This is a genomic window from Streptomyces sp. ActVer (assembly GCF_027270795.1).
GTDB lineage: Bacteria > Actinomycetota > Actinomycetes > Streptomycetales > Streptomycetaceae > Streptomyces > Streptomyces umbrinus_A.
The window spans coordinates 30,989-54,747 of sequence record NZ_JAPWHT010000003.1 but is presented as its reverse complement, the minus strand read 5'-3'; the positions used below and the strand labels follow the sequence as shown (position 1 = coordinate 54,747).

At 70.1% G+C, this 23,759-nt stretch carries 23 protein-coding genes; 16 read left to right on the top strand and 7 right to left on the bottom strand.

Annotated features, from left to right (window positions below; translation table 11 throughout):
* The first annotated feature begins 166 nt into the window (after nt 1-166).
* From O3Q52_RS01105 to O3Q52_RS01075, 7 genes are all read left to right on the top strand, one after another.
* A complete protein-coding gene (locus tag O3Q52_RS01105; RefSeq protein WP_269646868.1) occupies nt 167-991 on the top strand; it encodes an NAD(P)-dependent oxidoreductase in 825 nt (274 codons plus the stop codon).
* Between the two features lie 305 nt (nt 992-1,296).
* Nucleotides 1,297-2,067 carry a DeoR/GlpR family DNA-binding transcription regulator gene (locus O3Q52_RS01100; protein ID WP_269646867.1) on the top strand — a complete coding sequence of 257 codons (771 nt, stop codon included), beginning with the start codon at nt 1,297-1,299 and terminating at the stop codon, nt 2,065-2,067.
* Nucleotides 2,068-2,181: 114 nt separating this feature from the next.
* Nucleotides 2,182-3,552 carry a sugar ABC transporter substrate-binding protein gene (locus O3Q52_RS01095; protein ID WP_269646866.1) on the top strand — a complete coding sequence of 457 codons (1,371 nt, stop codon included), beginning with the start codon at nt 2,182-2,184 and terminating at the stop codon, nt 3,550-3,552.
* Nucleotides 3,549-4,487: a carbohydrate ABC transporter permease gene (locus O3Q52_RS01090; RefSeq protein ID WP_269646865.1), complete on the top strand. Its 939-nt coding sequence runs from the start codon at nt 3,549-3,551 to the stop codon at nt 4,485-4,487. Before O3Q52_RS01095 ends, O3Q52_RS01090 begins: the two co-directional genes overlap by 4 nt.
* Entirely contained in the window at nt 4,484-5,365 is an 882-nt protein-coding gene (locus O3Q52_RS01085) for a carbohydrate ABC transporter permease (protein WP_269646864.1), read from the top strand. Before O3Q52_RS01090 ends, O3Q52_RS01085 begins: the two co-directional genes overlap by 4 nt.
* Entirely contained in the window at nt 5,362-6,351 is a 990-nt protein-coding gene (locus tag O3Q52_RS01080; RefSeq protein WP_269646863.1) for a zinc-dependent alcohol dehydrogenase family protein, read from the top strand. The genes O3Q52_RS01085 and O3Q52_RS01080 overlap by 4 nt, the downstream gene beginning before the upstream one ends.
* A 398-nt stretch (nt 6,352-6,749) precedes the next feature.
* Nucleotides 6,750-8,045, top strand: a complete 1,296-nt coding sequence (locus tag O3Q52_RS01075; RefSeq protein ID WP_269646862.1) for an MFS transporter — start codon at nt 6,750-6,752, stop codon at nt 8,043-8,045.
* A gap of 56 nt (nt 8,046-8,101) precedes the next feature.
* Here O3Q52_RS01075 and O3Q52_RS01070 read toward each other — a convergent pair whose 3' ends face one another.
* Nucleotides 8,102-8,830: a PepSY domain-containing protein gene (locus O3Q52_RS01070; protein WP_269646861.1), complete on the bottom strand. Its 729-nt coding sequence runs from the start codon at nt 8,828-8,830 to the stop codon at nt 8,102-8,104.
* Between the two features lie 171 nt (nt 8,831-9,001).
* Between O3Q52_RS01070 and O3Q52_RS01065 the strand changes: the two genes are divergently transcribed.
* Together O3Q52_RS01065 and O3Q52_RS01060 are read left to right on the top strand one after the other, a co-directional pair.
* Complete coding sequence (locus tag O3Q52_RS01065; RefSeq protein ID WP_269646860.1) at nt 9,002-9,670, top strand: response regulator transcription factor; 669 nt, start codon at nt 9,002-9,004, stop codon at nt 9,668-9,670.
* A complete protein-coding gene (locus O3Q52_RS01060; protein WP_269646859.1) occupies nt 9,667-11,091 on the top strand; it encodes a HAMP domain-containing sensor histidine kinase in 1,425 nt (474 codons plus the stop codon). Before O3Q52_RS01065 ends, O3Q52_RS01060 begins: the two co-directional genes overlap by 4 nt.
* A gap of 171 nt (nt 11,092-11,262) precedes the next feature.
* Here O3Q52_RS01060 and O3Q52_RS01055 read toward each other — a convergent pair whose 3' ends face one another.
* From O3Q52_RS01055 to O3Q52_RS01040, 4 genes are all read right to left on the bottom strand, one after another.
* The gene (locus tag O3Q52_RS01055; RefSeq protein ID WP_269646858.1) at nt 11,263-11,739 is read right to left on the bottom strand and encodes a MarR family winged helix-turn-helix transcriptional regulator; all 477 of its coding nucleotides are present in this window, start codon (nt 11,737-11,739) and stop codon (nt 11,263-11,265) included.
* A 92-nt stretch (nt 11,740-11,831) separates the two neighbouring features.
* Nucleotides 11,832-12,629: an AIM24 family protein gene (locus O3Q52_RS01050; protein ID WP_055617943.1), complete on the bottom strand. Its 798-nt coding sequence runs from the start codon at nt 12,627-12,629 to the stop codon at nt 11,832-11,834.
* Nucleotides 12,626-13,276: an AIM24 family protein gene (locus tag O3Q52_RS01045; RefSeq protein WP_269646857.1), complete on the bottom strand. Its 651-nt coding sequence runs from the start codon at nt 13,274-13,276 to the stop codon at nt 12,626-12,628. The genes O3Q52_RS01050 and O3Q52_RS01045 overlap by 4 nt, the downstream gene beginning before the upstream one ends.
* A gap of 1 nt (nt 13,277) precedes the next feature.
* The gene (locus O3Q52_RS01040; protein WP_269646891.1) at nt 13,278-13,910 is read right to left on the bottom strand and encodes an AIM24 family protein; all 633 of its coding nucleotides are present in this window, start codon (nt 13,908-13,910) and stop codon (nt 13,278-13,280) included.
* Between the two features lie 239 nt (nt 13,911-14,149).
* Between O3Q52_RS01040 and O3Q52_RS01035 the strand changes: the two genes are divergently transcribed.
* From O3Q52_RS01035 to O3Q52_RS01020, 4 genes are all read left to right on the top strand, one after another.
* A complete protein-coding gene (locus O3Q52_RS01035; RefSeq protein WP_269646856.1) occupies nt 14,150-14,494 on the top strand; it encodes a DUF3817 domain-containing protein in 345 nt (114 codons plus the stop codon).
* Nucleotides 14,491-14,784 carry an MTH1187 family thiamine-binding protein gene (locus tag O3Q52_RS01030; RefSeq protein WP_269646855.1) on the top strand — a complete coding sequence of 98 codons (294 nt, stop codon included), beginning with the start codon at nt 14,491-14,493 and terminating at the stop codon, nt 14,782-14,784. The genes O3Q52_RS01035 and O3Q52_RS01030 overlap by 4 nt, the downstream gene beginning before the upstream one ends.
* A gap of 409 nt (nt 14,785-15,193) precedes the next feature.
* A complete protein-coding gene (locus O3Q52_RS01025; protein ID WP_269646854.1) occupies nt 15,194-17,035 on the top strand; it encodes a cellulose synthase catalytic subunit in 1,842 nt (613 codons plus the stop codon).
* Nucleotides 17,036-17,038: 3 nt separating this feature from the next.
* Nucleotides 17,039-18,994, top strand: a complete 1,956-nt coding sequence (locus O3Q52_RS01020; protein ID WP_269646853.1) for a kelch motif-containing protein — start codon at nt 17,039-17,041, stop codon at nt 18,992-18,994.
* A 78-nt stretch (nt 18,995-19,072) separates the two neighbouring features.
* On the opposite strand, the gene O3Q52_RS01015 is transcribed toward O3Q52_RS01020, so the two are convergent.
* On the bottom strand, nt 19,073-20,086 hold the full coding sequence (locus O3Q52_RS01015) for a glycoside hydrolase family 6 protein (protein WP_269646852.1): 1,014 nt from the start codon (nt 20,084-20,086) through the stop codon (nt 19,073-19,075).
* 122 nt (nt 20,087-20,208) lie between these two features.
* Complete coding sequence (locus O3Q52_RS01010) at nt 20,209-21,192, bottom strand: DUF5937 family protein (RefSeq protein ID WP_269646851.1); 984 nt, start codon at nt 21,190-21,192, stop codon at nt 20,209-20,211.
* A gap of 87 nt (nt 21,193-21,279) precedes the next feature.
* Between O3Q52_RS01010 and O3Q52_RS01005 the strand changes: the two genes are divergently transcribed.
* From O3Q52_RS01005 to O3Q52_RS00995, 3 genes are all read left to right on the top strand, one after another.
* The gene (locus tag O3Q52_RS01005; protein WP_269646850.1) at nt 21,280-22,641 is read left to right on the top strand and encodes an MFS transporter; all 1,362 of its coding nucleotides are present in this window, start codon (nt 21,280-21,282) and stop codon (nt 22,639-22,641) included.
* A gap of 10 nt (nt 22,642-22,651) precedes the next feature.
* A complete protein-coding gene (locus O3Q52_RS01000; RefSeq protein WP_269646849.1) occupies nt 22,652-23,158 on the top strand; it encodes a MarR family winged helix-turn-helix transcriptional regulator in 507 nt (168 codons plus the stop codon).
* A gap of 168 nt (nt 23,159-23,326) precedes the next feature.
* A complete protein-coding gene (locus O3Q52_RS00995) occupies nt 23,327-23,665 on the top strand; it encodes a DUF3817 domain-containing protein (protein WP_189845567.1) in 339 nt (112 codons plus the stop codon).
* The last annotated feature ends 94 nt before the right edge of the window (nt 23,666-23,759 follow it).

The following is a 23,759-nucleotide window of genomic DNA, read 5'->3' as shown; positions in this document are numbered from 1 at the left end:
GGCCAACATGCATTGCGGGAGCAACAAGGGAGCAGAAAGAGCACGGAAGGGGAGCGGATCCCACCACTGCGCGCGACACTTGACGCGGTCCGTCGACGATCCATAGCGTGTCCACGGATGTGAATGCCGTACACGATGACGGCTGCCGATTCAAGGAGACCCGAGGATGCCCGCTCCCCGCACCGTTCTGCTCACCGGCGCCGCCGGCGGTCTCGGCACCCTGATGCGAGGGCTGCTTCCCGCCTACGGCTACGAGCTGCGGCTCCTCGATCTGCTCCCGATCGACGGCGAGCCGGGCGCGGTCACCGCGGACCTCGGCGACAAGGAAGCCCTGCGCGAGGCCGTGCGGGGCGTGGACGCGATCATCCACCTCGCGGGCATATCCCTGGAGTCCACCTTCGAGAAGATCCTGAAGGCGAACATCGAGGGCACGTACAACCTGTACGAGGCGGCACGCGAGGAGGGCGTCCGGCGTATCGTCTTCGCCTCCTCCAACCACGCGGTCGGCTACACCCCGCACCCCGGGGGCGAGGCGCCCCACGCCCCGGACACGCTCATCCCCATCGACACCCCGCGCCGCCCGGACACCTTCTACGGCCTGTCGAAGTCGTTCGGCGAGGACCTGGCGCAGTTCTACTGGGACAGGCACGGCCTGGAGACCGTCTCCGTGCGGATCGGCTCCTGCTTCATGGAGCCGACCAGCGTGCGCATGCTGTCGGTCTGGATGAGCCCCGGCGACGGCGCCCGCCTCTTCCACGCGGCCCTGACCGCCGAGGACGTCGAGCACACCGTCGTCTACGGCTCCTCCGCGAACACGCGCCTGTGGTGGGACCTGACCACCGCACGGGGGCTCGGCTACGAGCCGCAGGACGACTCCGAGCAGTACGCCGAGAAGCTGATCGCCGAGCAGGGCGAGCTGGACCCGCGGAACCCGGACCACACCCGCCTGGGCGGCCACTTCGTGACCAACCCGCCGGTCTGGCCGTACTGACACTCGCGTCCGGGCCGGGGATCCCGTCCGGGCGCACAGGCCACCGCCGACGCATCCGGCCACCACGCAAGGACCGCCTCACGGGGCGAGCGGGCACCTAACGGGCCCGCCCGCCCCGCCGTTCGGGCATGCCCGCTGCCCGAATTCCGCTGCACCGCAGGTCCGGCACGGGCAGCCGTCGCTCGTTACGGTCACATACGGGCGCCATCGGGCTCGCAACAGACCTGGTCAGTGGCGCGCACCCGCTGTAGAACTTCCCCCATGGGCCCCACCGGGCCCGAACGGGCAGTGAGCACGGAGAGCGGGTGTCGGGCATGAGCGCGGAAGAACGTCAGCGGGAGATCGTGAAGAGCGCCCGTCGCGCCGGCGCCGTCGACGTGAACGAGCTCGCCGCCGAGCTGGGCGTCGCCAAGGAGACCGTACGACGGGATCTGCGCGCCCTGGAGGACCACGGACTCGTCCGCCGCACGCACGGCGGCGCCTATCCGGTGGAGAGCGCCGGCTTCGAGACGACGCTCGCCTTCCGTGCCACCAGCCATGTGCCCGAGAAGCGCCGGATCGCGGCCGCCGCGGCCGAGCTGCTCGGGGACGCCGAGACGGTCTTCGTCGACGAGGGGTTCACCCCGCAGCTCATCGCCGAGTCACTGCCCCGGGACCGGCCGCTGACCGTGGTCACCGCGTCCCTGGCCACCGCGGGAGCGCTCGCCGAGGCCGACAACACGACGGTGCTGCTGCTCGGCGGCCGGGTCAGGCCCGGCACCCTCGCGACCGTCGACCACTGGACCACGAAGATGCTCGCCGGGTTCGTCATCGACCTGGCGTTCATCGGAGCCAACGGCATCTCGCGCGAACACGGCCTCACCACCCCCGACCCGGCCGTCAGCGAGGTCAAGTCACAGGCCATCCGGGCCGCCCGGCGCACGGTGTTCGCGGGGGTGCACACCAAGTTCGGCGCTGTCAGCTTCTGCCGGTTCGCGGAGATCAGCGCACTGGAGGCGATCGTCACCAGCACCCTCCTCCCCACGTCCGAGGCCCACCGCTACTCGATGCAGGGCCCCCAGGTCATCCGGGTCTGAAACAGAGACCGCACCCCAGTCCCCCCAAAGAGTTCGAAAAACCAACTGACCCACTACAGAGGCATCACACTCCCCGCGCCATCCCATATGTACTGATACATCCAGGAGCGATCCATGCGAACCCAGAGCCGACGGAGGCCGCGCGCGACGCTCGTCGCGGCCGCCGCAGGGACGCTGCTCGCCCCGCTGCTCTCCGGTTGCTGGGCCGGAGCGGGCGGAGCGGGCTCCGGTGGCAACTCCATCAACGTCCTCATGGTCAACAACCCGCAGATGGTGGAGCTGCAGAAGCTCACCGCCGCCCACTTCACCAAGGAGACCGGCATCAAGGTGAACTTCACCGTGCTGCCGGAGAACGACGTGCGCGACAAGATCAGCCAGGACTTCGCCAACCAGGCAGGCCAGTACGACGTCGCCACCCTGTCCAACTACGAGATACCGATCTACGCCAAGAACGACTGGCTGCACGAGATGGACTCGTACGTCGCGAAGGACCCGGGGTACGACGAGCAGGACGTCCTCAAGCCCATGCGACAGTCCCTCACCGCGGACGACGGCAAGCTCTACGGGCAGCCCTTCTACGGCGAGTCGTCCTTCCTGATGTACCGCAAGGACGTGTTCGAGGCGAAGGGCCTCACCATGCCCGAGCGTCCGACCTGGACCCAGGTGGCCGACCTCGCGGCCAAGGCCGACGGCGCCGAGTCGGGCATGAAGGGCATCTGTCTGCGCGGTCTGCCCGGCTGGGGCGAGGTCATGGCCCCGCTCACCACGGTCGTGAACACCTTCGGCGGCACCTGGTTCGACAAGAGCTGGAAGGCACGGCTCGACTCCCCCGAGTGGGAACGGGCGGTGAAGTTCTACGTGGACCTCGTCCGCGACCACGGCGAGGCGGGCGCACCCCAGGCCGGCTTCGCCGAGTGCCTCAACAACATGACCCAGGGCAAGGTCGCCATGTGGTACGACGCCACGTCCGCGGCCGGTTCCCTGGAGTCCGCCAAGTCCCCGGTCAAGGGCAAGATCGGCTACGTGCCGGCGCCCGTCGAGAAGACCGAGTCCTCCGGCTGGCTCTACACCTGGGCGTGGGGCATCCAGGACGCGTCCCGGAACCCCGACAAGGCCTGGAAGTTCGTCTCCTGGGCGTCCAGCAAGGAGTACGAGCAGCTGGTCGGCGACAAGATCGGCTGGTCCAACGTCCCGGCAGGCAAGCGCGCGTCGACGTACACCAACGCCGACTACCGCAAGGAGGCCGGCGCCTTCCAGGAGATGACCAAGGAGGCCATCGAGGGCGCCCGGCCCACCGACCCCGGGGTGCAGCCGCGGCCCGCGCCCGGCATCCAGTTCGTCGGCATCCCCGAGTTCACCGATCTCGGCACCAAGGTCTCGCAGGAGATCAGCGCGGCCATCGCCGGACGCCAGTCCGTCGAGTCGGCCCTGAACAAGTCCCAGAAGCTGGCCGAGGAGATCGCCGAGGAGTACGAGGGACGATGACCGCCACCACAACGGCTCCAGTAGCCGCACCATCCGTACACACCGAGAAGCGTCCCGCGGGCCGCATGCGCGCCTGGGCGACCCGGGCCCCGCTCCTCCCCGCCCTGATCTTCATGATCGCCGTGACCCAGCTCCCCTTCGTGGCCACGCTGGTGATCTCCTTCTTCGACTGGAACTCCCTCTACCCGGACGCCCGCAGCTTCACGGGCTTCGGCAACTACTCCGAGGTCCTCACCGACGCGGCCCTGCGCAAGTCGGTCTGGACGACCATCCTGCTGACGGTCACCGTCGTCCTGGCCAGCCTGGTCCTGGGCCTGGGCCTAGCCCTCCTCCTGGACCGGAAGTTCCGGGGCCGCGGTGTGGTCCGTACGCTCCTGATCGCGCCCTTCCTGGTGGTCCCCGTGGCGGCGGCCCTGCTCTGGAAGCATGTGCTCTACAACCCTGAATACGGCCTGCTCAATGGGTTGTTGCACTATGTGGGCGGACCACAGCCGGACTGGATCTCCAACACCCCGCTGCTCGCCGTCGAGATGTCCCTCGTCTGGCAGTGGACACCCTTCATGATGCTGATCCTGCTGGCCGGCCTGCAGAGCCGCGACCACCAGCAGATCGAGGCCGCGAAGGTCGACGGCGCGAGCGGCTGGCAGGTCTTCCGCTATCTGACCCTCCCCCACCTGCGCCGCTACCTCGAACTGGGCGCCCTGCTGGGCTCGATCTACATCGTCCAGAACTTCGACGCGGTCTTCACCATCACGTCCGGCGGCCTGGGCACCGCGAACCTGCCCTACACCGTCTACCAGAGCTTCTACCAGGCCCACGAGAACGGCCTCGCCTCCGCGGCCGGCGTCCTCGTCGTCATCGGCTCGATCATCATCGCGACCTTCGCGCTGCGCGTGGTCTCGTCCCTGTTCCGCGAGGAGGTGGGCCGCGCATGAGCGCCACCGCGATCCGTGTACGTCCCCGTAGTGCCGAGTCCGGCCACCCCGGCCCCCGCCGCCCCAGGGGAAGGGGCCTCGGCCTGGTCGCCTGGCTGGCCGGGATCGTCTTCTTCCTGCCCATCGCCTGGATGGCCCTGACGTCCTTCCACTCCGAGGAGGACGCGGCGACCAACCCGCCGTCCTTCGGGGCCGCGCTCACCCTCGACGGCTACCGCGAGTTCTTCGGCACGGGCGGCGGCGCGAGCCCCTGGCCGTCACTGATCAACTCGACGGTGGCATCGCTGGTGTCGACGCTCCTGGTCCTCGTGCTGGCCCTCCCAGCGGCCTACGCACTCTCCATCCGCCCGGTGAAGAAGTGGACGGACGTCCTGTTCTTCTTCCTCTCGACGAAGATGCTCCCGGTGGTGGCGGGCCTCCTGCCCATCTACCTCTTCGCCAAGAACACCGGAATGCTGGACAACATCTGGCTCCTGGTCATCCTCTACACCTCGATGAACCTCCCGATCGCGGTGTGGATGATGCAGTCGTTCCTCTCCGAGGTCCCGGTGGCGATCATCGAGGCGGCACAGATAGACGGCGCGAAACTGCCCACCATCCTCGCCCGGGTCGTAGCCCCCATCGCCCTGCCCGGCATCGCGGCCACAGCCCTGATCTGCTTCATCTTCAGCTGGAACGAGCTGCTGTTCGCCCGGGTCCTCACGGGCGTGGTGGCGGAGACCGCCCCCGTCTTCCTCACCGGCTTCATCACCAGCCAGGGCCTGTTCCTGGCGAAGGTGTGCGCCGCGTCGCTCGTCATCTCCCTGCCGGTGCTCGCCGCGGGGTTCGCCGCCCAGGACAAACTGGTCCAGGGCCTGTCGTTGGGAGCCGTGAAATGAAGGCCGCAGTCATCGAGTCCGTGGGCCGTGCCGTCGTGGCCGAGGTCCCGGACCCGACGCCGGGCCCCCGCGAGGTCGTCGTCGAGGTCGCCGCCTGCGGCCTGTGCGGCACCGACCTGCACATCCTCCAGGGCGAGTTCGCCCCCAAGCTGCCGATCGTGCCCGGCCACGAGTTCGCGGGCGAGGTGGTCGGGGTGGGCACCCAGGTCACCGAGCTGTCACTCGGCGACCGGGTGGCGGTGGACCCCTCCCTCTACTGCTACGAGTGCCGGTTCTGCCGTACGGGCCACAACAACCTCTGCGAGCGCTGGGCGGCCATCGGCGTGACGACGGCAGGCGGCGCGGCCCAGTACGCGGTGGCCCCCGTGGCGAACTGCGTCAAACTCCCCGACCACATCCGTACCCAGGACGCGGCCCTGGTCGAGCCCCTCTCCTGCGCGGTCCGCGGCTACGACGTACTGAACTCCCGCCTCGGCTCCCACGTCCTGATCTACGGCTCCGGAACCATGGGCCTGATGATGCTGGAACTGGCGAAGCGGACAGGTGCGGCGAGCGTCGACGTGGTCGACATCAATCCACAGCGGCTCGAGACGGCCGCGCGGCTCGGCGTCTCGGCGACGGCCACCGGGGCCGACGAGCTGGACCGGCCTCAGGGGTGGGACCTGGTCGTCGACGCCACCGGCAACGCGGCGGCGATCCAGGACGGTCTTGAGCGGGTCGCGAAGGCCGGCACGTTCCTTCAGTTCGGCGTGGCGGACTACTCGACCCGGGTCACGATCGACCCGTACCGCATCTACAACCAGGAGATCACCATCACCGGCTCCATGGCCGTCCTCCACAGCTTCGAGCGGGCGGCCGAGCTCTTCGCGACGGGTGTCCTGGACCCGGACTTCTTCATCAGCGACCGCCTGCCGCTTGACCAGTACCCGCAGGCCCTGGAGCAGTTCGCCTCAGGCGTGGGCCGAAAGATCGTGGTGGTCCCGTAGGGGATTTCCGCCCCAGACCCCGTGGGGTGTGATTTCGGGTGCGGGTCCGGCTGTGGCTGATCGCGCAGTTCCCCGCGCCCTTAAAACCTGGGGGCGCGGGGAACTGCGCAGTCTTTTGGGGGTTCGGGGGCGGAGCCCCTGAGTTAGTGACGATGGGGGTCCCCCCGCTCGAGCGAAGCCGAGAGTGGGGGAGGGTAGGGGCGGCGGGGGCGAGAAAAGCCCTGTTGGCCGCCCGGGGGCGCTGGTAGCTTCGGGGGCGTGTTCCTCCTCTTGGCATAGGGCCCGCCCCGGCCCGCGATCGGCAGCGCGGTAGGCGCAGTCGTCGCGGAGCACAGGCGTCCCCGTCGCCCGGGCGCACGCCCACCCCGGCGGCGCCCTCTTTCTGAGGAACCCTTCGCATGTCTGCGCCTTCAACGCGGCCCTCGTACGCCGCGGTACTACGCACGCCCCACGCCACTCGCACCTTCACAGCCGCCCTCGTCGGCAGGCTCTCGTACGGCATGGTCTCGCTGGCCGTGATGCTGGCGGTGAGCCGCGCCACCGGCTCGTACGCCGTGGCCGGCATCGTCATGGCGCTCTTCGGCGCCGCGAGTGTCTTCTTGTCGCCCCTGCGGGCCGCCCTGGTGGACCGCCACGGCCCGCGCCGCGCACTGCTGCCGATGGCCGCGCTGTACGCGGGTCTGCTCGGCACGCTCGCCGCCGCGACCTGGCGCCCCGGCGCACCCGCGCCGTTCCTGGGCACGGTCGCCGTCGCGGCGGGCGCGTGCACCCCGCCCCTCGGGCCCACCATGCGGGCCGTGTGGGGCGAACTCGTCACCGACAGGCGGCTGTTGCAGCGCGCGTACAGCCTGGACGGCGTCGCCGAGGAACTGCTGTTCGTCTCGGGGCCGCTGCTGGTGGGAGTGGTCGTGGGGTTCGCGCCCCCGGCCGCCGGGGTCGCCGTCAGCGCCCTGCTGGTGGGCGTCGGCACCCTGGCGTTCGTCACCTCACCCGCGGTGAAGGGCGTCGCCGTACGGGCCTCCCGCGTTCGGACCCGGACCCGGACCCGGACGCGGATCGAGCGCGGACTCGTCCAGCCCGTCGTCGTGGCCGCGGGCGTCGGGCTCGCGCTCGGAGCCGTCGACCTTCTCGTGCCGGCCTTCGCCGAGCAGCGGGGCCACGGGGACGACACCGTGGCGTGGATCTTCGCCGCGCTGTCGGCAGGGAGTGCCGTGGGCGGGCTGCTGTACGGCGTGGTCGAGTGGCGCACCGGAACCCGGGTGCGACTGCCGGCGCTGACGGTGGGCCTCGGCCTGGCCCTGGCCGTCGCCGGGCTCGCCCCGGGCCTCGCCACGCTCACCGCCGCCGTCGTGTGTGCCGGGTTCTTCGTCGCCCCGGCGCTGACCACCGCGTATCTGGTGGCCGACGAGTCCGCCGCGCCGGGCGCCCGGGTCCAGGCCGGCGCCTGGGTCAACACCGCGGTGAACGCGGGCATTTCGACGGGTTCGGCGGCCGCGGGACTGCTGGTGGGCCGCCTGCCCCTGGAGGCGGGATTCGCCCTGGCCGGCGGGGCGGCGCTGCTCGCGGCCGCCGCCGTCGGCCTGGGCACCCGGTATCCGCGCGCACTGCCTCAGGAGCAGGAGCAGGAGCAGGAGCAGGAGCAGAAGGCGGAGACGGAGGCCGGCGCGGTGGAACAGGCCCCCGAACGCCGGTAAGGGCACCCGGTGCCGGGTGCCCTTACCTGTGGTCCCTGGGGAGGGAGGAGGAGACGTCAGTCGTTCGAGCGGTCAGCCGTGACCTTGCCGGAGTCGGGGTCGACCCTCCAGTCGCTGCCGGTGCCGTTCGCGGCCGTGGTGTCGACCTCCCAGGCCTTGTCCGTGCTCTCCTCGTCGAGGTCGACGGAGGTCACCGTGCCCTTGGCGGCGCCGGCCTCCGCGGCCTCGGCGGCGGTGACGGAGCTGCCCTTCAGGGCGGCACGGATCTGGGCGGTCTCGGCGGCGTCGTCGCCGTCGTCGTCCCGGTCGACGTGGGAACCGACGACCTTGCCGTTGGCGGGGTCGACCTGGACGCTGTGCCAGGTGCCGCCGTTGGTGAGGATGTCCACGTCCCACACGTGCTTCGTGCCCTCGTCGTCCAGGTCGGCCGAGACCGCCGTACCGGCGGTGTTCTTCAGCGCCGCCCTGATCGCGTCGGCGGCGTCGACCTGCGCGACCTTGGCGTCGGCGGCGTTCTCGGCCTTGTCCTCGGCGTCCTCGCCGGTGTCCTTCGCGGCCTTGTCCTCGGCCGCGTCGGCCCTGTCGTCCGCCTTGTCGTCCGCGTCGTTGTCGTCGGTGTCGTTCACATTGGCGTCGTCGCCGCGGCCGGTGTCGTCGTTCGACACCTGCACGTTGGACTTCTTCGCCGGCGCCTCTTCGTCACCCGAGACCGCGATGGCGGTCGCGGTGCCGCCGCCGATCAGGGCTGCGGCCGCGATGGTGGCGATGACGATGTTGCGCTTCATGGGATTCCTCCAGAATGCGACTGGTTGCAACCAGTAACGGATGGTGTCGCCGGTTGCAGTGGCTTGTCCGCCTCGTCTGCTGTCGACGGGAACCAATCTGGCGGACCGACGCTGAAGCCGACCTGAAGCCTCCTGAAGGTGTCTTCAGGTTCGGTTTGCCAAGCTGGGCGCATGCGCCTGTTGATCGTGGAGGACGAAAAGCGGCTCGCCCTGTCGCTCGCCAAGGGCCTGACGGCCGAGGGATACGCCGTGGACGTGGTCCACGACGGCCTGGAGGGGCTGCACATGGCCGGCGAGGGCTCGTACGACCTCGTCATCCTCGACATCATGCTGCCCGGGATGAACGGCTACCGCGTGTGCGGCGCCCTGCGCGCCGCGGGACACGACGTGCCGATCCTGATGCTCACCGCCAAGGACGGCGAGTACGACGAGGCGGAGGGCCTCGACACGGGCGCCGACGACTATCTGACCAAGCCGTTCTCCTACGTCGTCCTCGTCGCCCGGGTGAAGGCGCTCCTGCGGCGGCGCGGCCCGTCGGGCGGAGCCTCGCCCGTGTACGAGGCCGGGCACCTGAAGGTCGACACCGCCGCCCGGCGCGTGTTCCTCGCGGACGACGAGATCACCCTGACCACCAAGGAGTTCTCCGTCCTCGAGCAGCTCGTCGTGCGGGCCGGGGAGGTCGTGTCGAAGGCCGACATCCTGGAGCACGTCTGGGACTTCGCGTACGAGGGCGACCCGAACATCGTCGAGGTCTACGTCAGCGCCCTGCGCCGCAAGCTCGGCCCGGAACTGATCAGGACCGTACGCGGGGCCGGATACAGACTGGAGGCACGGGCATGAGGCGGCGCATGAGATCGGTACGGGCCCGCGCCACGCTCGCCGCGACCCTCGTCGTCGCCATAGCCCTGGTCGCCGCGGGCGCCGCCGTACTGCTCGCGCTGCGGGCCAGCCTCATCGGCCAGGCGGACGCCGAGGCCGACTCGGTGGCCCGCAACGCCGCCTCGGCACTGTCGAACGGACTCGCGTACAACGATCTCGACCTGCCGGACGGCGACGAGAACCCCGTCGAGGTCCTGGACCGGAAGGGGAAGGCCGTCGCCTTCGGCGAGGACGTCGAGGACATGAGCGTGGTTGCCAAGGCCTCGGACCGGCTGAACTCCGTCGCCAACGACGACGCCGGCGACACGGACGAGGGGCTGGCCGACGAGGAGGACGCTCTCGAAGCCGGCGACATCGCCGACGAGACCTGGTACGGCCAGGGCACCGCGACCGTCGAAGGAGAGACGGCCGACTACCGGTTCGCCGGGGTCGACGTGGTCACACAGGGGGGTGTCCCGCTCACCGTCTACGCGGGCGCTCCGCTCTCCGCCGAAAAGGACGCCGTCGGCACGGCGTTGACGGCCATGCTGATCGGCCTGCCCCTGCTGCTGCTGACGGTCAGCGGGGTGACGTACGTCGTCACCAGGCGGGCCCTGCGCCCCGTGGAGGGGATCCGTGCCGAGATGGCCGCCATCACGGCCTCCGAGGATCTCTCGCGGCGCGTCCCCGAGCCCGCCACCCACGACGAGGTCGCCCGCCTCGCCCGTACGACGAACGAGACGCTCGCCGCCCTGGAGACCTCGGTGGAGCGGCAGCGCGCGTTCGTCGCCGACGCCTCGCACGAGCTGCGCAGCCCCATCGCCTCGCTGCGCACCCAGCTCGAAGTGGGCGCCGCGCACCCGGAGTTGCTCGATGTGGACGGTGCCGTCGAGGACACCGTACGGCTGCAGCGGCTGGCCGCCGACCTGTTGCTGCTCGCCCGGCTGGACACGGGGGAGCGGCCCTCGGACGCGCGCCTGGATCTGGCGGCGTTCGTGCGCGCGGAGGCGGGCCAGCGGGTCGGGGACCGGGTCGAGGTGTCCGTGGACGCCGAGTCCGCCGAAGTGGCCGGGTCGCGCGGGCAGTTGGCGCGCGTGCTGGGCAATCTGCTGGACAACGCGCAGCGGCACACGCGGACCTCGGGCGCCGTGACCGTGCGGCGCGCGGGGGAGTGGGCGGTCGTCGGGGTCGCCGACGACGGCGCGGGCGTGCCCGCCGCCGAGCGCGAGCGGGTCTTCGAGCGGTTCGTACGGCTCGACGAGGCCCGTACGCGCGACGACGGCGGAGCCGGTCTCGGCCTCGCCATCGCCCGCGACGTCGCCGTCCGGCACGGTGGATCGCTCACCGTCCAGGACGCGCCGACAGGCGGAGCCCTGTTCGAACTCCGCCTGCCGCTGCGCTGAGCGCTTCGCCGGAAGGGCCGCGATGCGCCGTCGTTCGTCTGCGGCGCCGTCATGGTCCCCCAGCCTTCGGCCGGGAGGTGCCCCCAGGTCGCGCAGTTCCCCGCGCCCCTCCAGGGCGCCGCCGAACTGCAGTGGACTTCGCCCGACCTGCTCGGCCGGTCGCTTTCTGCGCTACGAACGTCCCCGCTGCCCCCGCAGGTGCTCCGCGATCGGGGTCAGGGACTTGTGGAGCTCTTCCAGGGCCTCCGGCGAGAGGAGGTCGATGAAGTGCCGCCGCACGGACGCCACATGATGAGGCGCGACCTTCTTCATCGTCTCCATGCCGTGGTCCGTGAGCACGGCGTACAGCCCACGGCGGTCGGACTCGCAGTTCTCGCGCCTGACCAGGTCCGCGTTCTCCATGCGGGTGATCTGGTGGGAGAGGCGGCTCTTGGACTGGAGGGTGGCGGACGCGAGGTCGCTCATCCGCAGCCGCACGCCCTCCGACTCGGAGAGGTTCACCAGGATCTCGTAGTCGTTCATCGTCAGGCCGAACGGTTGGAGGTCTTTTTCGAGCTGATACGTCAACAGCCTGTTGACCTCCAGGTGGGTGCGCCAGGCGCACTGCTCCGCTTCGGTCAGCCAGCGAGTGGCCGTCTCGGTCTCCATGTATGAATTCTACCTAAGATGTTGAAAAGGGAACTAGTGAGGGTTGCGTGACGGCGCGCACACGTTCGACGTCACACTCCGCAGACTACCGCTCACAGCCCGAAGCGACGCTGGAGGTCTCCCAGCTGTCCGGGAAGGCGCGGTGCGCCGGCTTGCTGTCCCTGGTGGCCGGGCGCCCCGCCACCACCCGGCACTCCGGCCTGGTTCGGGACCGCGCCCGCGGCCTGCTCCGCCATCAGGGCCTCGCTGGACTGGAGCAGCACCGTGCCGGCACCCACGAACTCGAACTGGTGCTCCTCCCCGGAGGCCCCTCCCATGCCCGTCAGTGCACGTAGACCGCCCATCAGGCCTGTCATGTACCCGTGGTCGTAGTGGTGGCACGGCGAGGGGCAGTCGGCCCAGCCGACCAGGGCCTGCGGGTCGACCCGGATCGGGGGTTCCATGAACACCACGGGACCGTTCGACGCGGCCACGAACTTGCCCGTCCCGATCAGCGTGAGGAAGCCCGGCACGATCGACTGCTTGAGCGCGAGACTTGGCTGAAAAGCGAGGAGGTTGCCGGAGCGAATGGTCAGGTTGCCCTCCTCCAGGTCGAAGGAGTTCACGTCGAAGGCCCGGTCGGCGAGGAGCATCTTGCCCGAGCCGGAGGCCACGACCCAGTCGCTCGCGTGCAACGGCGAATGAAAACTCGTCCGCACCAGCCGGTCGAGACGGCCGTGCCCGATGCCGTTGAACTCCATCGAGCCGTAGTAGGCGATCATCTTGCCCTTCTGCAGGAACCACTCGCTCCCCTTGAGCTCCACGCAGAAGGTGTACGCGTTCACGTTGTCGTCGACCGGCAGGGTCGACGGGTCGTGGATCACGGGGCCCGTGCCCGGGTAGGTGGTCACAGCTTCTCCTCCGACGCCTGCACGTACACCGCACCACTCCCGGTCAGCTCCAGCTGGAACGCCTCGCCCGAGCCGCGGCCCACCAGATCGCGCAGACCGAGCGCGCTGGAGAGCTTGTTGCGTACGTCCCCGTGGTGGGCGACGTACGCCTGCGGGTCGACATGCACCGGGCGCTGCGGGCTGATCGGCACCTCGATGACCCCGCCGTGCGCCATGACGGCGACGCTGCCGTGCCCCTTGAGGGTCGTGGTGAACAGCCCCTGACCCGTCATCTGGCCGCGCACCATGCCCATGACCCCGCCCTGCGAGCCCATGAACATCGTGCCCTGCTCCAGGGTGCCGTCGAAGGCCAGCAGCCGGTCCGCCTCCACGTACAGGGTCTCGCCCGTGAGGCTGATCACCTGGATGTGGTGGCCGCCGTGCCCGAACAGGACCGTGCCGGAGCCCTCGACGGTCATCAGGGGGGTCGCCTCGTCGGCCACCCGCCGTCCGATCATCGACATGAGGCCGCCCTGGCCGCCCTGCATGTTGGGGGTGAAGGACACCTCGCCCTTGTAGGCGAGCATCGCGCCGCGCTGGCTGAACAGCCGCTGCCCGGGCATGACCGTGGCCTCGATCATCTTCGAGTTGATCTCACGGAAGGGCATGTCACACATCTCCCGCGATCGAGTTGCGCTCACTGGGCTGTACGTACACGACGCCGTCGCCCTCGAAGCGGATCTGGAAGGCCTCGCCGCCGCCCTCGCCCATGAACGTGCGGAACGTCACACCGGACTGGAAGGACTGCCGCAGGTTGCCCTGATGGGCGATGTACGCCCCCGGGTCGACGGTCAGCGGATACTGCGAGCTGACCCGCAGCACCACGGCCGGCCCGTCCGACATGATCGCCGCCTGGCCGTGCCCCTCGATGGTCGTCGTGAAGAGCCCGTTGCCCTGCGAGGCGCCCCTGAGCCCCGTGAAGGACGTGCCCGTACGCAGGCCGGAGTCGGTCGCGAGCAGATTGCTCGACTCGACGAAGAGTTTGTCGCCCTGGAGGTTCACGAGATTGATCTCGCCGGCCCGGTCGGCGAACCAGCAGGTCCCCTGCCCCTTCACCTCCATGAGGGTCATCTGCTCACCGGTGATCCGGCGGGTCACCATGCCGCGGATACCCTCGCCACCGCCGCTGAGCTTCTTGAAGGCCATCTGACCGTCGTACGCCACCATCGAACCGTTCTTCGCCTTCACGGCGTCGCCGGTCATGTCGACGGCCAGCACCTTGCTGCCTTGGAGTCGGAACATCGCCACGGTGATGACGGTAGCCGTCGGGCCTGGTCGCCGAACAGATCCTTCGGGATGATCCGTCCCTGAAGACACCTCGGGGTCCGGTCTGTCGGGTGCCGCCGGCCCGGACCCCGCGGCCGGGCGGCCGGGGCCCGGATGTTTCAATGGGAAAGCTTGTGCGTGCGTTCACAAAGCATCGGCGCGGCACCGGCATCCCTTCCGAATCCACCCCAGACTCCTCCCACCGAAGGTGACTCGTGGACATCAAGACCGCCTCCGCCCTCCGTCGTCTCCGTCTGGTCTCGGCCCCCGAGGCCGTTTCCTTCCTGCTCCTGCTGGTCTGCTCGGTGCTGAAGCGGACGACGGACTTCAACGCGGTGCCCGTGATGGGCATGGTCCACGGCGTCCTCTTCATCCTGTACCTGATCTTCTGGGCCGACGCCTGGAACCGCGCCAAGTGGGACCTGAAGACCGCGGCCCTCTACTTCGTGCTCTCCGTGCTGCCGACCGGCGGTTTCTTCGCGGAGCGCAGGCTCAAGCGTGAGGCGGAGAGCGCGCTGATCGCGTCCCGCGCCCGCAACGAAGGGATCGTCAACGCATGATCGTCGCCTTCTCCGTGACGCCGCTGGGTGTCGGTGAGGATGTGGGGGAGTACGTCGCCGACGCCGTGCGGGTCGTGCGGGAGTCGGGGCTGCCCAATCGCACCGACGCGATGTTTACCTCGATCGAGGGGGAGTGGGACGAGGTGATGGCCGTCGTGAAGCGTGCCGTCGCCGTGGTGGAGGAGCGGGCGCCGCGTGTGTCCGTCGTCCTCAAGGCGAACATCAGGCCCGGTGTCACCGACGGACTGACGTCCAAGGTCGACACGGTGGAGCGACACCTGTCGGTGTAGCGGTGCCGCTGCCGCGGGGTTGCGTGGTGAGTGCGGGCCGGTGGGGGGCCGGTCGCGCAGTTCCCCGCGCCCCTGAAAGCGGTGGCCGAGGCCGGTCCGTCGCATGCCGGTCGTCGTGGGTTGCTCGCGCAGTTCCCCGCGCCCCTGAAGGACGTGCCCCCGCCGTTGTTACGTGCCGGCCGTCGTCGGTTGCTCGCGCAGTTCCCCGCGCCCCCAAGCACCTGAGGGGCGCGAGGAACTGCGCAATCTTTCAGGGGCGCGAGGAACTGCGCGACCAGCCCCCACTCAGCCGCAGCCGAACCGAGAAAGCCTCGTCCCCCTACCCCCCAACTGGACCCCCTCCGTTCGACACGCCGACCAAAAGCCACTTTTGTGTGGGTATCGGCTCGTTCGATCACTGGAGGGCGCTGTGCGGCCGGAGGGCTACGACTACGACACCCACAGCCAACTGGCCGGACCGCTCACGGAGCCGTCCGGCACCGCGTACCGGGTGCAGTACACAAAGCTCCTGTCGCGCGAGCCACACCGCATACGAGCCGTCCTGCTCATGACGCTCGCCCCGCTGCTCACGGGGCTGCTCCTCGTCTACCTGGTCTGGCCGACCCACTGGGTCGCCAGAGAGGGCGGCGCCCGCTGGCTGGTCGGCCTCGACATCGCGATGCTCATATCCATCGGCCTGATCGAGCTGTTCATGGTCGTCAACGTGGTCTCCATCGCCCACGCGACCATGGTGGCGAGGGACCCGATACCCGTCTTCCCGGAGCCCGGAACCCGGGTCGCCTTCCTCACCACGTACGTACCGGGCAAGGAACCCCTCTCCATGGTCCGCGCCACCCTCGAAGGCGCGGTCCGGGTCACCCACCCCGGCCCCCACGGCGTCGACGTATGGCTCCTCGACGAGGGCGACGACGAACAGGCCAAGGCCCTCTGCGCGGAGCTCGGCGTGCACCACTTCACGCGCCACGGCGTCCCCGAGTGGAACAGGGCGAAGGGCGTCCACAAGGCCCGTACGAAACACGGCAACTACAACGCGTGGATCGCGATGCACGGCGGCGAGTACGACTACTTCGCCTCCGTCGACACCGACCACGTCCCGCTCCCCGACTTCCTGGAGCGGATGATGGGCTACTTCCGCGACCCGGACGTCGCGTTCGTCGTGGGCCCGCAGGTGTACGGCAACTACAACACTCCGGTCACCAAGGCGGCCGAGTCCCAGCAGTTCCTGTTCCACGCGCTGATCCAGCGGGCCGGCAACCGCTACCGCGCCCCCATGTTCGTCGGCACCAACAACGTCGTACGGATCGCGGCCGTCCGGCAGGTCGGCGGCCTGTACGACTCCATCACCGAGGACATGGCCACCGGGTTCGAGCTGCACCGGCACAAGAACCCGAGGACCGGTCACCACTGGCAGTCGGTCTACACACCCGACGTGCTGGCCGTGGGGGAGGGCCCCGAGTCCTGGACCGACTTCTTCACCCAGCAGATGCGCTGGTCGCGCGGTACGTACGAGACGCTGTTCAAGCAGTACTGGAAGGCACCCTTCACGATGCCGCCCGGCCGGCTGTTCTCGTACACGATGATGCTCGTCTACTACCCGATGACGGCCGTCAACTGGCTGCTGGGCATCCTCAGTTGCGTCCTGTTCCTGTGGTTCGGCGCGTCCGGCACCCAGGTCGCCGCCTCCATGTGGCTGATGCTCTACAGCGACGCCGCCGCCCTCCAGATCGGCCTCTATCTCTGGAACCGGCGGCACAACGTCTCCCCGCACGAACCGGAAGGCTCGGGCGGCCTCGCCGGCATGGCGATGTCGGCCCTCTCCGCGCCGATCTACCTCAAGTCGCTCGGCGCGGCCGTGGTCCGCCGCCCCAGCCGTTTCGTGGTCACCCCGAAGGGCGGCGGCGCCAGCCCCGACCGGGTGCTGACCTTCCGGATCCACCTGTTCTGGGCGGTCGTCCTGACGGCCTCGCTGGTGGCGTCGTTCGTCCTCGGGCACACGCACGCGGCCATGCGCACCTGGGCCGCCCTCGCCCTGGCCATCTCCCTCGCTCCGGTCGGCGTTTGGCTGGGCACCCGGTTCCAGGCGCGCCGGGCCCGGCCGCGCGTCGCCACCCCGGCCGTCGCCCGGATCCCGGACGGCGAGCCCGCACCCACGCCGGCCTTCAGCGCCGGCGGCACGCTTCCCAGTGGCTCGCTCCCCAGCGGGACGGTCTCCAGCGGGACGGTTTCCAGCGGTACGACAGGAGGTAACTAGGCCATGGCCTACCGCCCTTCGAAGAAGACCCAGAAGAGGCTGCTCGGCATAGGCGGCGTCGCGCTGCTCGCCGGACTCAACGCCCCGGCCGCGATCGGCTTCGCCTCGGAGCAGTACTACGAGTACAAGATCGCCCAGCCCGGCTACAAGGCGAAGTACGGATCCTGGAAGAACCTGGACATTCCCAAGGAGTTCCGCACCAACGCCATCCACGCGGCGCTCCTGCACACCGGCAAGGTGCTGATCGTCGCGGGCTCCGGCAACGAGCAGAAGAAGTTCGACAAGGGCTCCTTCGACACCGTCCTGTGGGACCCGAGGAACGACACCTTCAAGAAGATCCCCACCCCGGACGACTTCTTCTGCGCCGGGCACGCCCAACTCCCCAGCGGCAGAATGCTGGTGGCCGGCGGCACGGCCCGCTACGAGCTGCTCGACGGCGAGGTCGACCGGGCCGGCGGCGGCATGCGCGTGAAGAACGAGAACCCCGACAAGCCGGTCGTCCTCAAGAAGGGCACCCGGTTCCGGTCGCCGACCGGTGTGGAGTACGTCAGCAGGTTCGCCGTCACCGTCCCCAAGGCCAAGCGCACACAGGACATCACGTACAACAGGGCCGGTGTGATGCAGCCCTGGAAGACGAAGGTCACCGCGAGCGAGGCCCGGGTCTTCGTCGAGGCCGCCGAGGTGGGACCGCGGTCGGTCACGCGCAAGCAGGCCCAGTACGAGATCGTCGGCCTGAAGGGGAAGGAGGCGGCCAACACGTACGGCCTCTCGGAGAAGATCACCATGGACAAGCAGGACTTCCAGGGGATCAAGGCCGCGTACGAGTTCGACCCGACGGCGGAGAAGTACGTGCCCGTCGCGCCGATGGACAAGGCCCGCTGGTATCCGACGCTGGTCGGTCTGGAGGACGGGCGGGTGCTCGCGGTCTCCGGGCTCGACGACGTCGGGGTGATCGACCCCGGCGACAACGAGATCTACGACCCGAGGACCAAGAAGTGGGCCCCGGGCCCCAAGCGCTACTTCCCGACCTATCCCGCCCTCTTCCTCACCAAGGGCGGCAAGCTCTTCTACCCGGCCTCGAACGCCGGTTACGGGCCCGCCACCATGGGGCGCGAACCCGGTCTGTGGGATCTGAAGACCAACAAGTTCGAGAAGGTGCCGGGGCTGAGCGACACCGACCAGACGGAGACGTCGGCGTCCCTGCTGCTGCCCCCGGCCCAGGACCAGAAGGTGATGATCCTCGGCGGCGGAGGCGTCGGCGAGTCCAAGAAGGCGACCTCGCGCACGGCCGTCATCGACCTCAAGAAGGACAACCCCGTCTTCGAGGACGGCCCAAACCTGCCGCAGGGCACCCGCTACCTGAACAGCGTGATCATGCCGGACGACTCGGTGTTCACGTCCAACGGCTCCTCGGACTACCGCGGGCGCAGCGCCAGCAACATTCTCAAGGCGCAGTTCTACGACCCCAAGTCCAACTCCTTCCGTTCGGCCGCCTCGCCCAGGGTCGGCCGCAACTACCACTCGGAGGCGCTGCTGCTGCCCGACGGCCGGGTCGCCACGTTCGGCTCCGACCCGCTCTTCGACGACCAGCAGAACACCAAGCTCGGCCACTTCGAGCAGCGCATGGAGATCTACACTCCGCCCACCCTGCACAAGAACGCCAAGACCCGTCCCGTACTGGGCGACGGTCCGCAGGAGGTCGACGGCGAGGGCCGCGCGACCTTCGCAACCCGGTACCCGGACCGGATCGTGAACGCCCGTCTGATGCGGCCCAGCGCGGTCACCCACAGCACGGACGTCGAGCAGCGGTCCATCGCGCTCGGGCTCACGAAGACGAAGGACTCGGTCACCGTGGACGTACCGAAGGACCGGACGCTGGTGCCGCCCGGCTGGTACATGCTGTTCGTGACGGACGCGGACGGGACATCGTCCGAGGCGAAGTGGGTCCAGGTGCGGTGACGCTCCGCTTGGTCGGCGGTTTGTGTCTGCGGGTCGGTAGGGGCTGGTCGCGCAGTTCCCCGCGCCCCTTACGGGGCCCTACGCCTTGGAGTTGCGGGCCAGTCCCAAGGCGTAGTCCGCCCACCACTGGCCCGCCGACGGGCCGCCGCGGCACTGTCCGTCCGACTCGCCGGGGCGCTTGATCCACAGGTAGGCGTCCACGAGGGGGTCGCCGGTGTCCTTGGTGGGCGGGGTGCCCAGCGCCCGGCCCGGCGGGTTGCACCAGGCCTGGGAGGGGTCGCCGTCCAGCGGGCCGTTGCCGTTGCGGCTGGTGTCCACGACGAAGTGCTTGCCGCCGAGGTCCGCCGAGAGCCGGCGGCCGTACTCCTTCGTCGTCTCGTCCGTCTGGAAGTTGGAGACGTTCAGGGCGAACCCGTCGGCGTTCGTGACACCCGCGCGCTTGAGGGGCTCGACCAGCTTCCACGACTCCCGGATCCAGGCCGGATTGCCCGCGTCGAGGTACACCTTCGTCCGCGGCTGCCGCTTCAGCCGCACGATCGCCTCGGTGAGCATCTGCTCGCGCTCGGCGTGGTACTCGCCCGGGGTGCAGCCGTCCACGATGTGCGCGACCGCGTCCGGCTCCAGCACGACCAGGGCCTCGCTGTCGCCGATGGCCCGCGCGAACCGGTCGATCCAGTCCCGGTAGGCGTCCGCGCCGTCCGCCCCGCCCGCCGAGTGCTGTCCGCAGTCGCGGTTCGGGATGTCGTACGCGACGAAGACCGCGGTACGCCCCTCCCGGGCCGCCGCCGCGGTCGCCTCCCTGATCTTCGGCTCGGGGCGCTCGGCGGAGGGCCAGATCGCGGCGGGCCGGTCCGCGATGAGCTTCAGGAGCCGGGCGTCGCGCTCGCGCCCCTGCTGCTCCCACCGCTGCACCTGCTGGGCCGCGGGGCTCGCCGGGTCGACCCAGAACGGGGAACCGGCGGCGGGGCTCGCCTGTGCGGACGTCTCACGGGCGGCGGTGGCCGTGTCGGCCTCGGGCGCGGACGAGCAGCCCGCCACGAGTCCGAGCACGGCGAGCGCCGCGAGGGTACGGGTACGGGTCTGCCGGAACATCCTGCCCCCTTGGGCGAAGGTGACGGTCAGTGACGATGTCCGACTATCGTGACATATCGGACTTGACCGGCAGGGGTGCGACACCGTGGGCAGCCGCCTCCTGTAAGGCTCGCGCCGGGGCGTCAGGCGCCGCCCGACGCCAGCGCGATGCCCAGCGGCGTCCTCTCGTACAGCACCTGGTGTCCGTACCGGCGCGACACGAGCAGGCCCGCGTCGCGCAGCGCCGACAGATGCGCCGACACCGACGAGGGCGCGAGGCCGAGGCGGTGCGCGAGGCCCGTCGTGGTGGCGGGGTCGTCGAGCGCGGTCAGGACGGCGGCCCGGCCGTGGCCGAGGATCCGTACGAGCGCCTCGGGCGTGCGGTCCGACGGCTCGGCCCACAGGCCCCCGATGCCGCGCGCCGGATAGACCAGCGTCGGCTGCCAGGGCGGTTCGAAGCCGCTCACCACGTCCGGCCAGGAGAAGACGCTGGGCATCAAGACCAGGCCCTGGCCGCCGAGTTCGCGGACGTGCTCGCCCTTCACGTCGATCGTGAGCGTGCCCGCGTCCCAGGCGAACCGCCGGTCCAGCTCGGACAGCAGCCCGCCCAGGCCCACCTCGGCGAGGCGCCGCGAGTGGAAGACCACGTCGGCCTCCAGGAGGGCGCGCAGCCTCGGCCAGTCGGGCTCGACGAGGGCGCGCCAGGCCGCCGCCAGCAGGTCGGTCAGCTCCTGGATCATGCGGACCGGGTCGGCCGGCAGGGCGCGCCCGCGCGGGGATTCGAGGGCGCCCGGGGTGTCCGCGAGCGCCAGCGCGGTGTCCTCGCGGGCCGCCTCGGGATCGGCGCCGCGGACCGCCGCGATCTCCTCGTCGAACGTGGCCGAGGGGCCGAGCGGCGGAGGGCCCAGCCAGTCCGGGGTGTGCCCGCGCTGGGGCATCAGCAGCCACAGCGGCGTCAGATCGAGCTCCAAGGCCGCCGAACGCGTACGACGGAGCCAGTGCGCGTGATACCCGTGCCGCTCGGGGCGGTTGAGGGTGCGGACCGCCTCCTGGGTCTCCCACAGCGGGGACACCGCGAAGCGGCACCTGAGGAGGTCGTCCTCGCCGAAGTGCAGATGGAACGGCACGGACCCTCCCGCCGAGGTCGGTCGCGAAGATTCGGCTGACACCGAAACTCTACGACGGGCGGCCCGTGCGCAGGCACGCTGCCGGGCATGCCGGAAGAGAACAGGGGCACGTCGACGCTGCCCACCCCCGAGAAGACCGGTTACGGTCCCGTCTTCGCCGTACGCGAGTTCCGTGCCGTGTTCCTCGCACACGCCCTCTCGCTGCTCGGCGTCGTCGTCAGCGAGATCGCCCTGACCGTGCTCGTGTACGAGCTCACGGGGTCGCCGCTGCTCAGCGCCCTGGTGTTCGCGCTGGGCTTCCTCCCTTACCTCGTCGGCGGCACGCTGCTGTCCGGGGTGGCCGACCGGTTCCCGCCGCGGCGGGTGCTCGTCGTCTGCGACCTTGTGTGCGCCGGGTGCGCGGCGCTGATGGCCCTGCCGGCCACACCCGTCGCCGCGCTGCTCGTGCTGCGGTGCGTCATCGCTGCCGTGTCACCGGTGTTCAGCGGCACACGGATGGCCACGCTGACCGACATCCTCGGCGACGGCGACCTGTTCGTGCTCGGCCGCTCCCTGCTGCGGATCGTGTCGCAGAGCGCCGTGCTCGTGGGCTTCGGCGTCGGCGGGATCCTGCTCACGGTGGTCCCGCCGCGCGGAGCACTGGCCGTCACTCTGGGCACCTTCCTCGCCTCGGCGCTGCTCCTGCGGCTGGGCACCCGGCGCCGACCGGCCCGGGCCGGAGGCGGGGCGCTCGTGCGGTACTCGCTCTCCGGCGCCCGGCAGGTCCTGGGCGACCGCCGGATCCGGGCGCTGCTGCTGCTCCTGTGGGTGCCGCCCATGTTCGTCGTGGCACCCGAGGCACTGGCCGCCGCGTACGCGGACGAGATCGGTGTCGGCACGGCCTGGATCGGACTGCTGATGTGCGCGATGCCGGTCGGCACGATCGCGGGGGAGCTGTACGCCGGCGCCGCCCTGTCTCCCGCGGCCCGCTCCCGGATCGTGCTGCCCCTGGCCGGCGCCGGACTGCTGCCGCTCCTCCTCTACCCGCTGCACCCGGGCCTCGGCTGGATCCTGCTCGTGCTGGTGCTCGCCGGGTCGGCGGGCGCGTACACCCTCGGGCTCGACCGCTGGTTCGTGGACGCCGTGCCCGAGGAACTGCGCGGGCGGGCCATGACCGTGCACACCGCCGGGCTGATGACGATCCAGGGTGTGGGCATGGCGCTCGCCGGTGCGGCCGCCGAGTTCTGGGCGGTCAGCACGGTGGTGGGCGGCGTCGGCGCGGTGGGGACCGTGTGCTGCGTGCTCCTGGCGGTGGAGGTACGGCGTACGGGAAGGACCGGAGAGGGCGAGGGGAAGGGGGCGGCCGAGTGGCCGGGAAAGGGACCCGGAAGGAGACCGGGCAAGGCCTTGGAAAAGGGGGCGAATATCGATACGCGAGACGGGGCTGACCACGATATGACCGGCCGGTAGGGTCTTTGCCGTGCCGAAGCCGCTCAGTCTTGCCTTCGATCCCATCGCCCGTGCCGACGAGCACTGGAAGCAACGCTGGGGATCCGTGCCGTCCATGGGCGCGATCACCTCCATCATGCGCGCGCACCAGATCCTCCTCGCCGAGGTCGACGCGGTCGTCAAGCCGTACGAGCTGACGTTCGCGCGCTACGAGGCCCTGGTGCTGCTCACCTTCTCCAAGGCCGGCGAGCTGCCGATGTCCAAGATCGGTGAGCGGCTGATGGTGCACCCGACGTCGGTGACCAACACCGTGGACCGGCTCGCCCGGTCAGGACTCGTCGACAAGCGCCCCAACCCCAACGACGGCCGCGGCACCCTCGCCTCCATCACCGACAAGGGCCGCGAGGTCTGTGACGCCGCCACCCGCGACCTGATGTTGATGGACTTCGGCCTCGGTGTGTACGACGCCGAGGAGTGCCGGGAGATCTTCGCGATGCTGCGTCCGCTGAGGGTGGCGGCGAACGACTTCGACGAGTAGCTCCGCCGGGTGCGGTTCGCCGACCGCGGATGGGTGGGGGCTGGTCGCGCCCACGCGGCGGACCGCATGATGTCCCGCCCCGCGCCCCTTGCGGGGCCCGTCGCCGGGCCCCGACGACGGGCGGGGGTGGCGGAAGATCGTGCGGAACCGGTCGTTACGCTCGTAGCCATGAAAAAGAGCGTGCTGACCCGCTACCGCGTCATGGCCTACGTCACCGGTGTCCTGCTGGTCCTGTTGGTCCTCGGGATGATCGGCAAGTACGTGCTCGACCTGGACGGCGCCGCGGACTTCACGCGTGTCGTCAGCGTCGCGCACGGCTGGCTGTACGTCGTCTACCTGGTCTTCGCCTTCGACCTGGGCTCCAAGGCCAAGTGGCCGGTCCCGAAGCTGCTGTGGGTGCTGCTCGCGGGCACCGTCCCCACGGCCGCCTTCTTCGTGGAGCGCAAGGTCAGCCGCGAGCTGGAGTCCAAGGTCACGGAGGACGCGGGCGCGGTCGCCAAGGCGTGACGACGTCTTAGGCGCCCCTTCGCCACCACCGCCACAGGTGTGATCTGTGGCGGTTTGCCGTCGACAATTACTAGGACATCCTAGTAATTTTGAT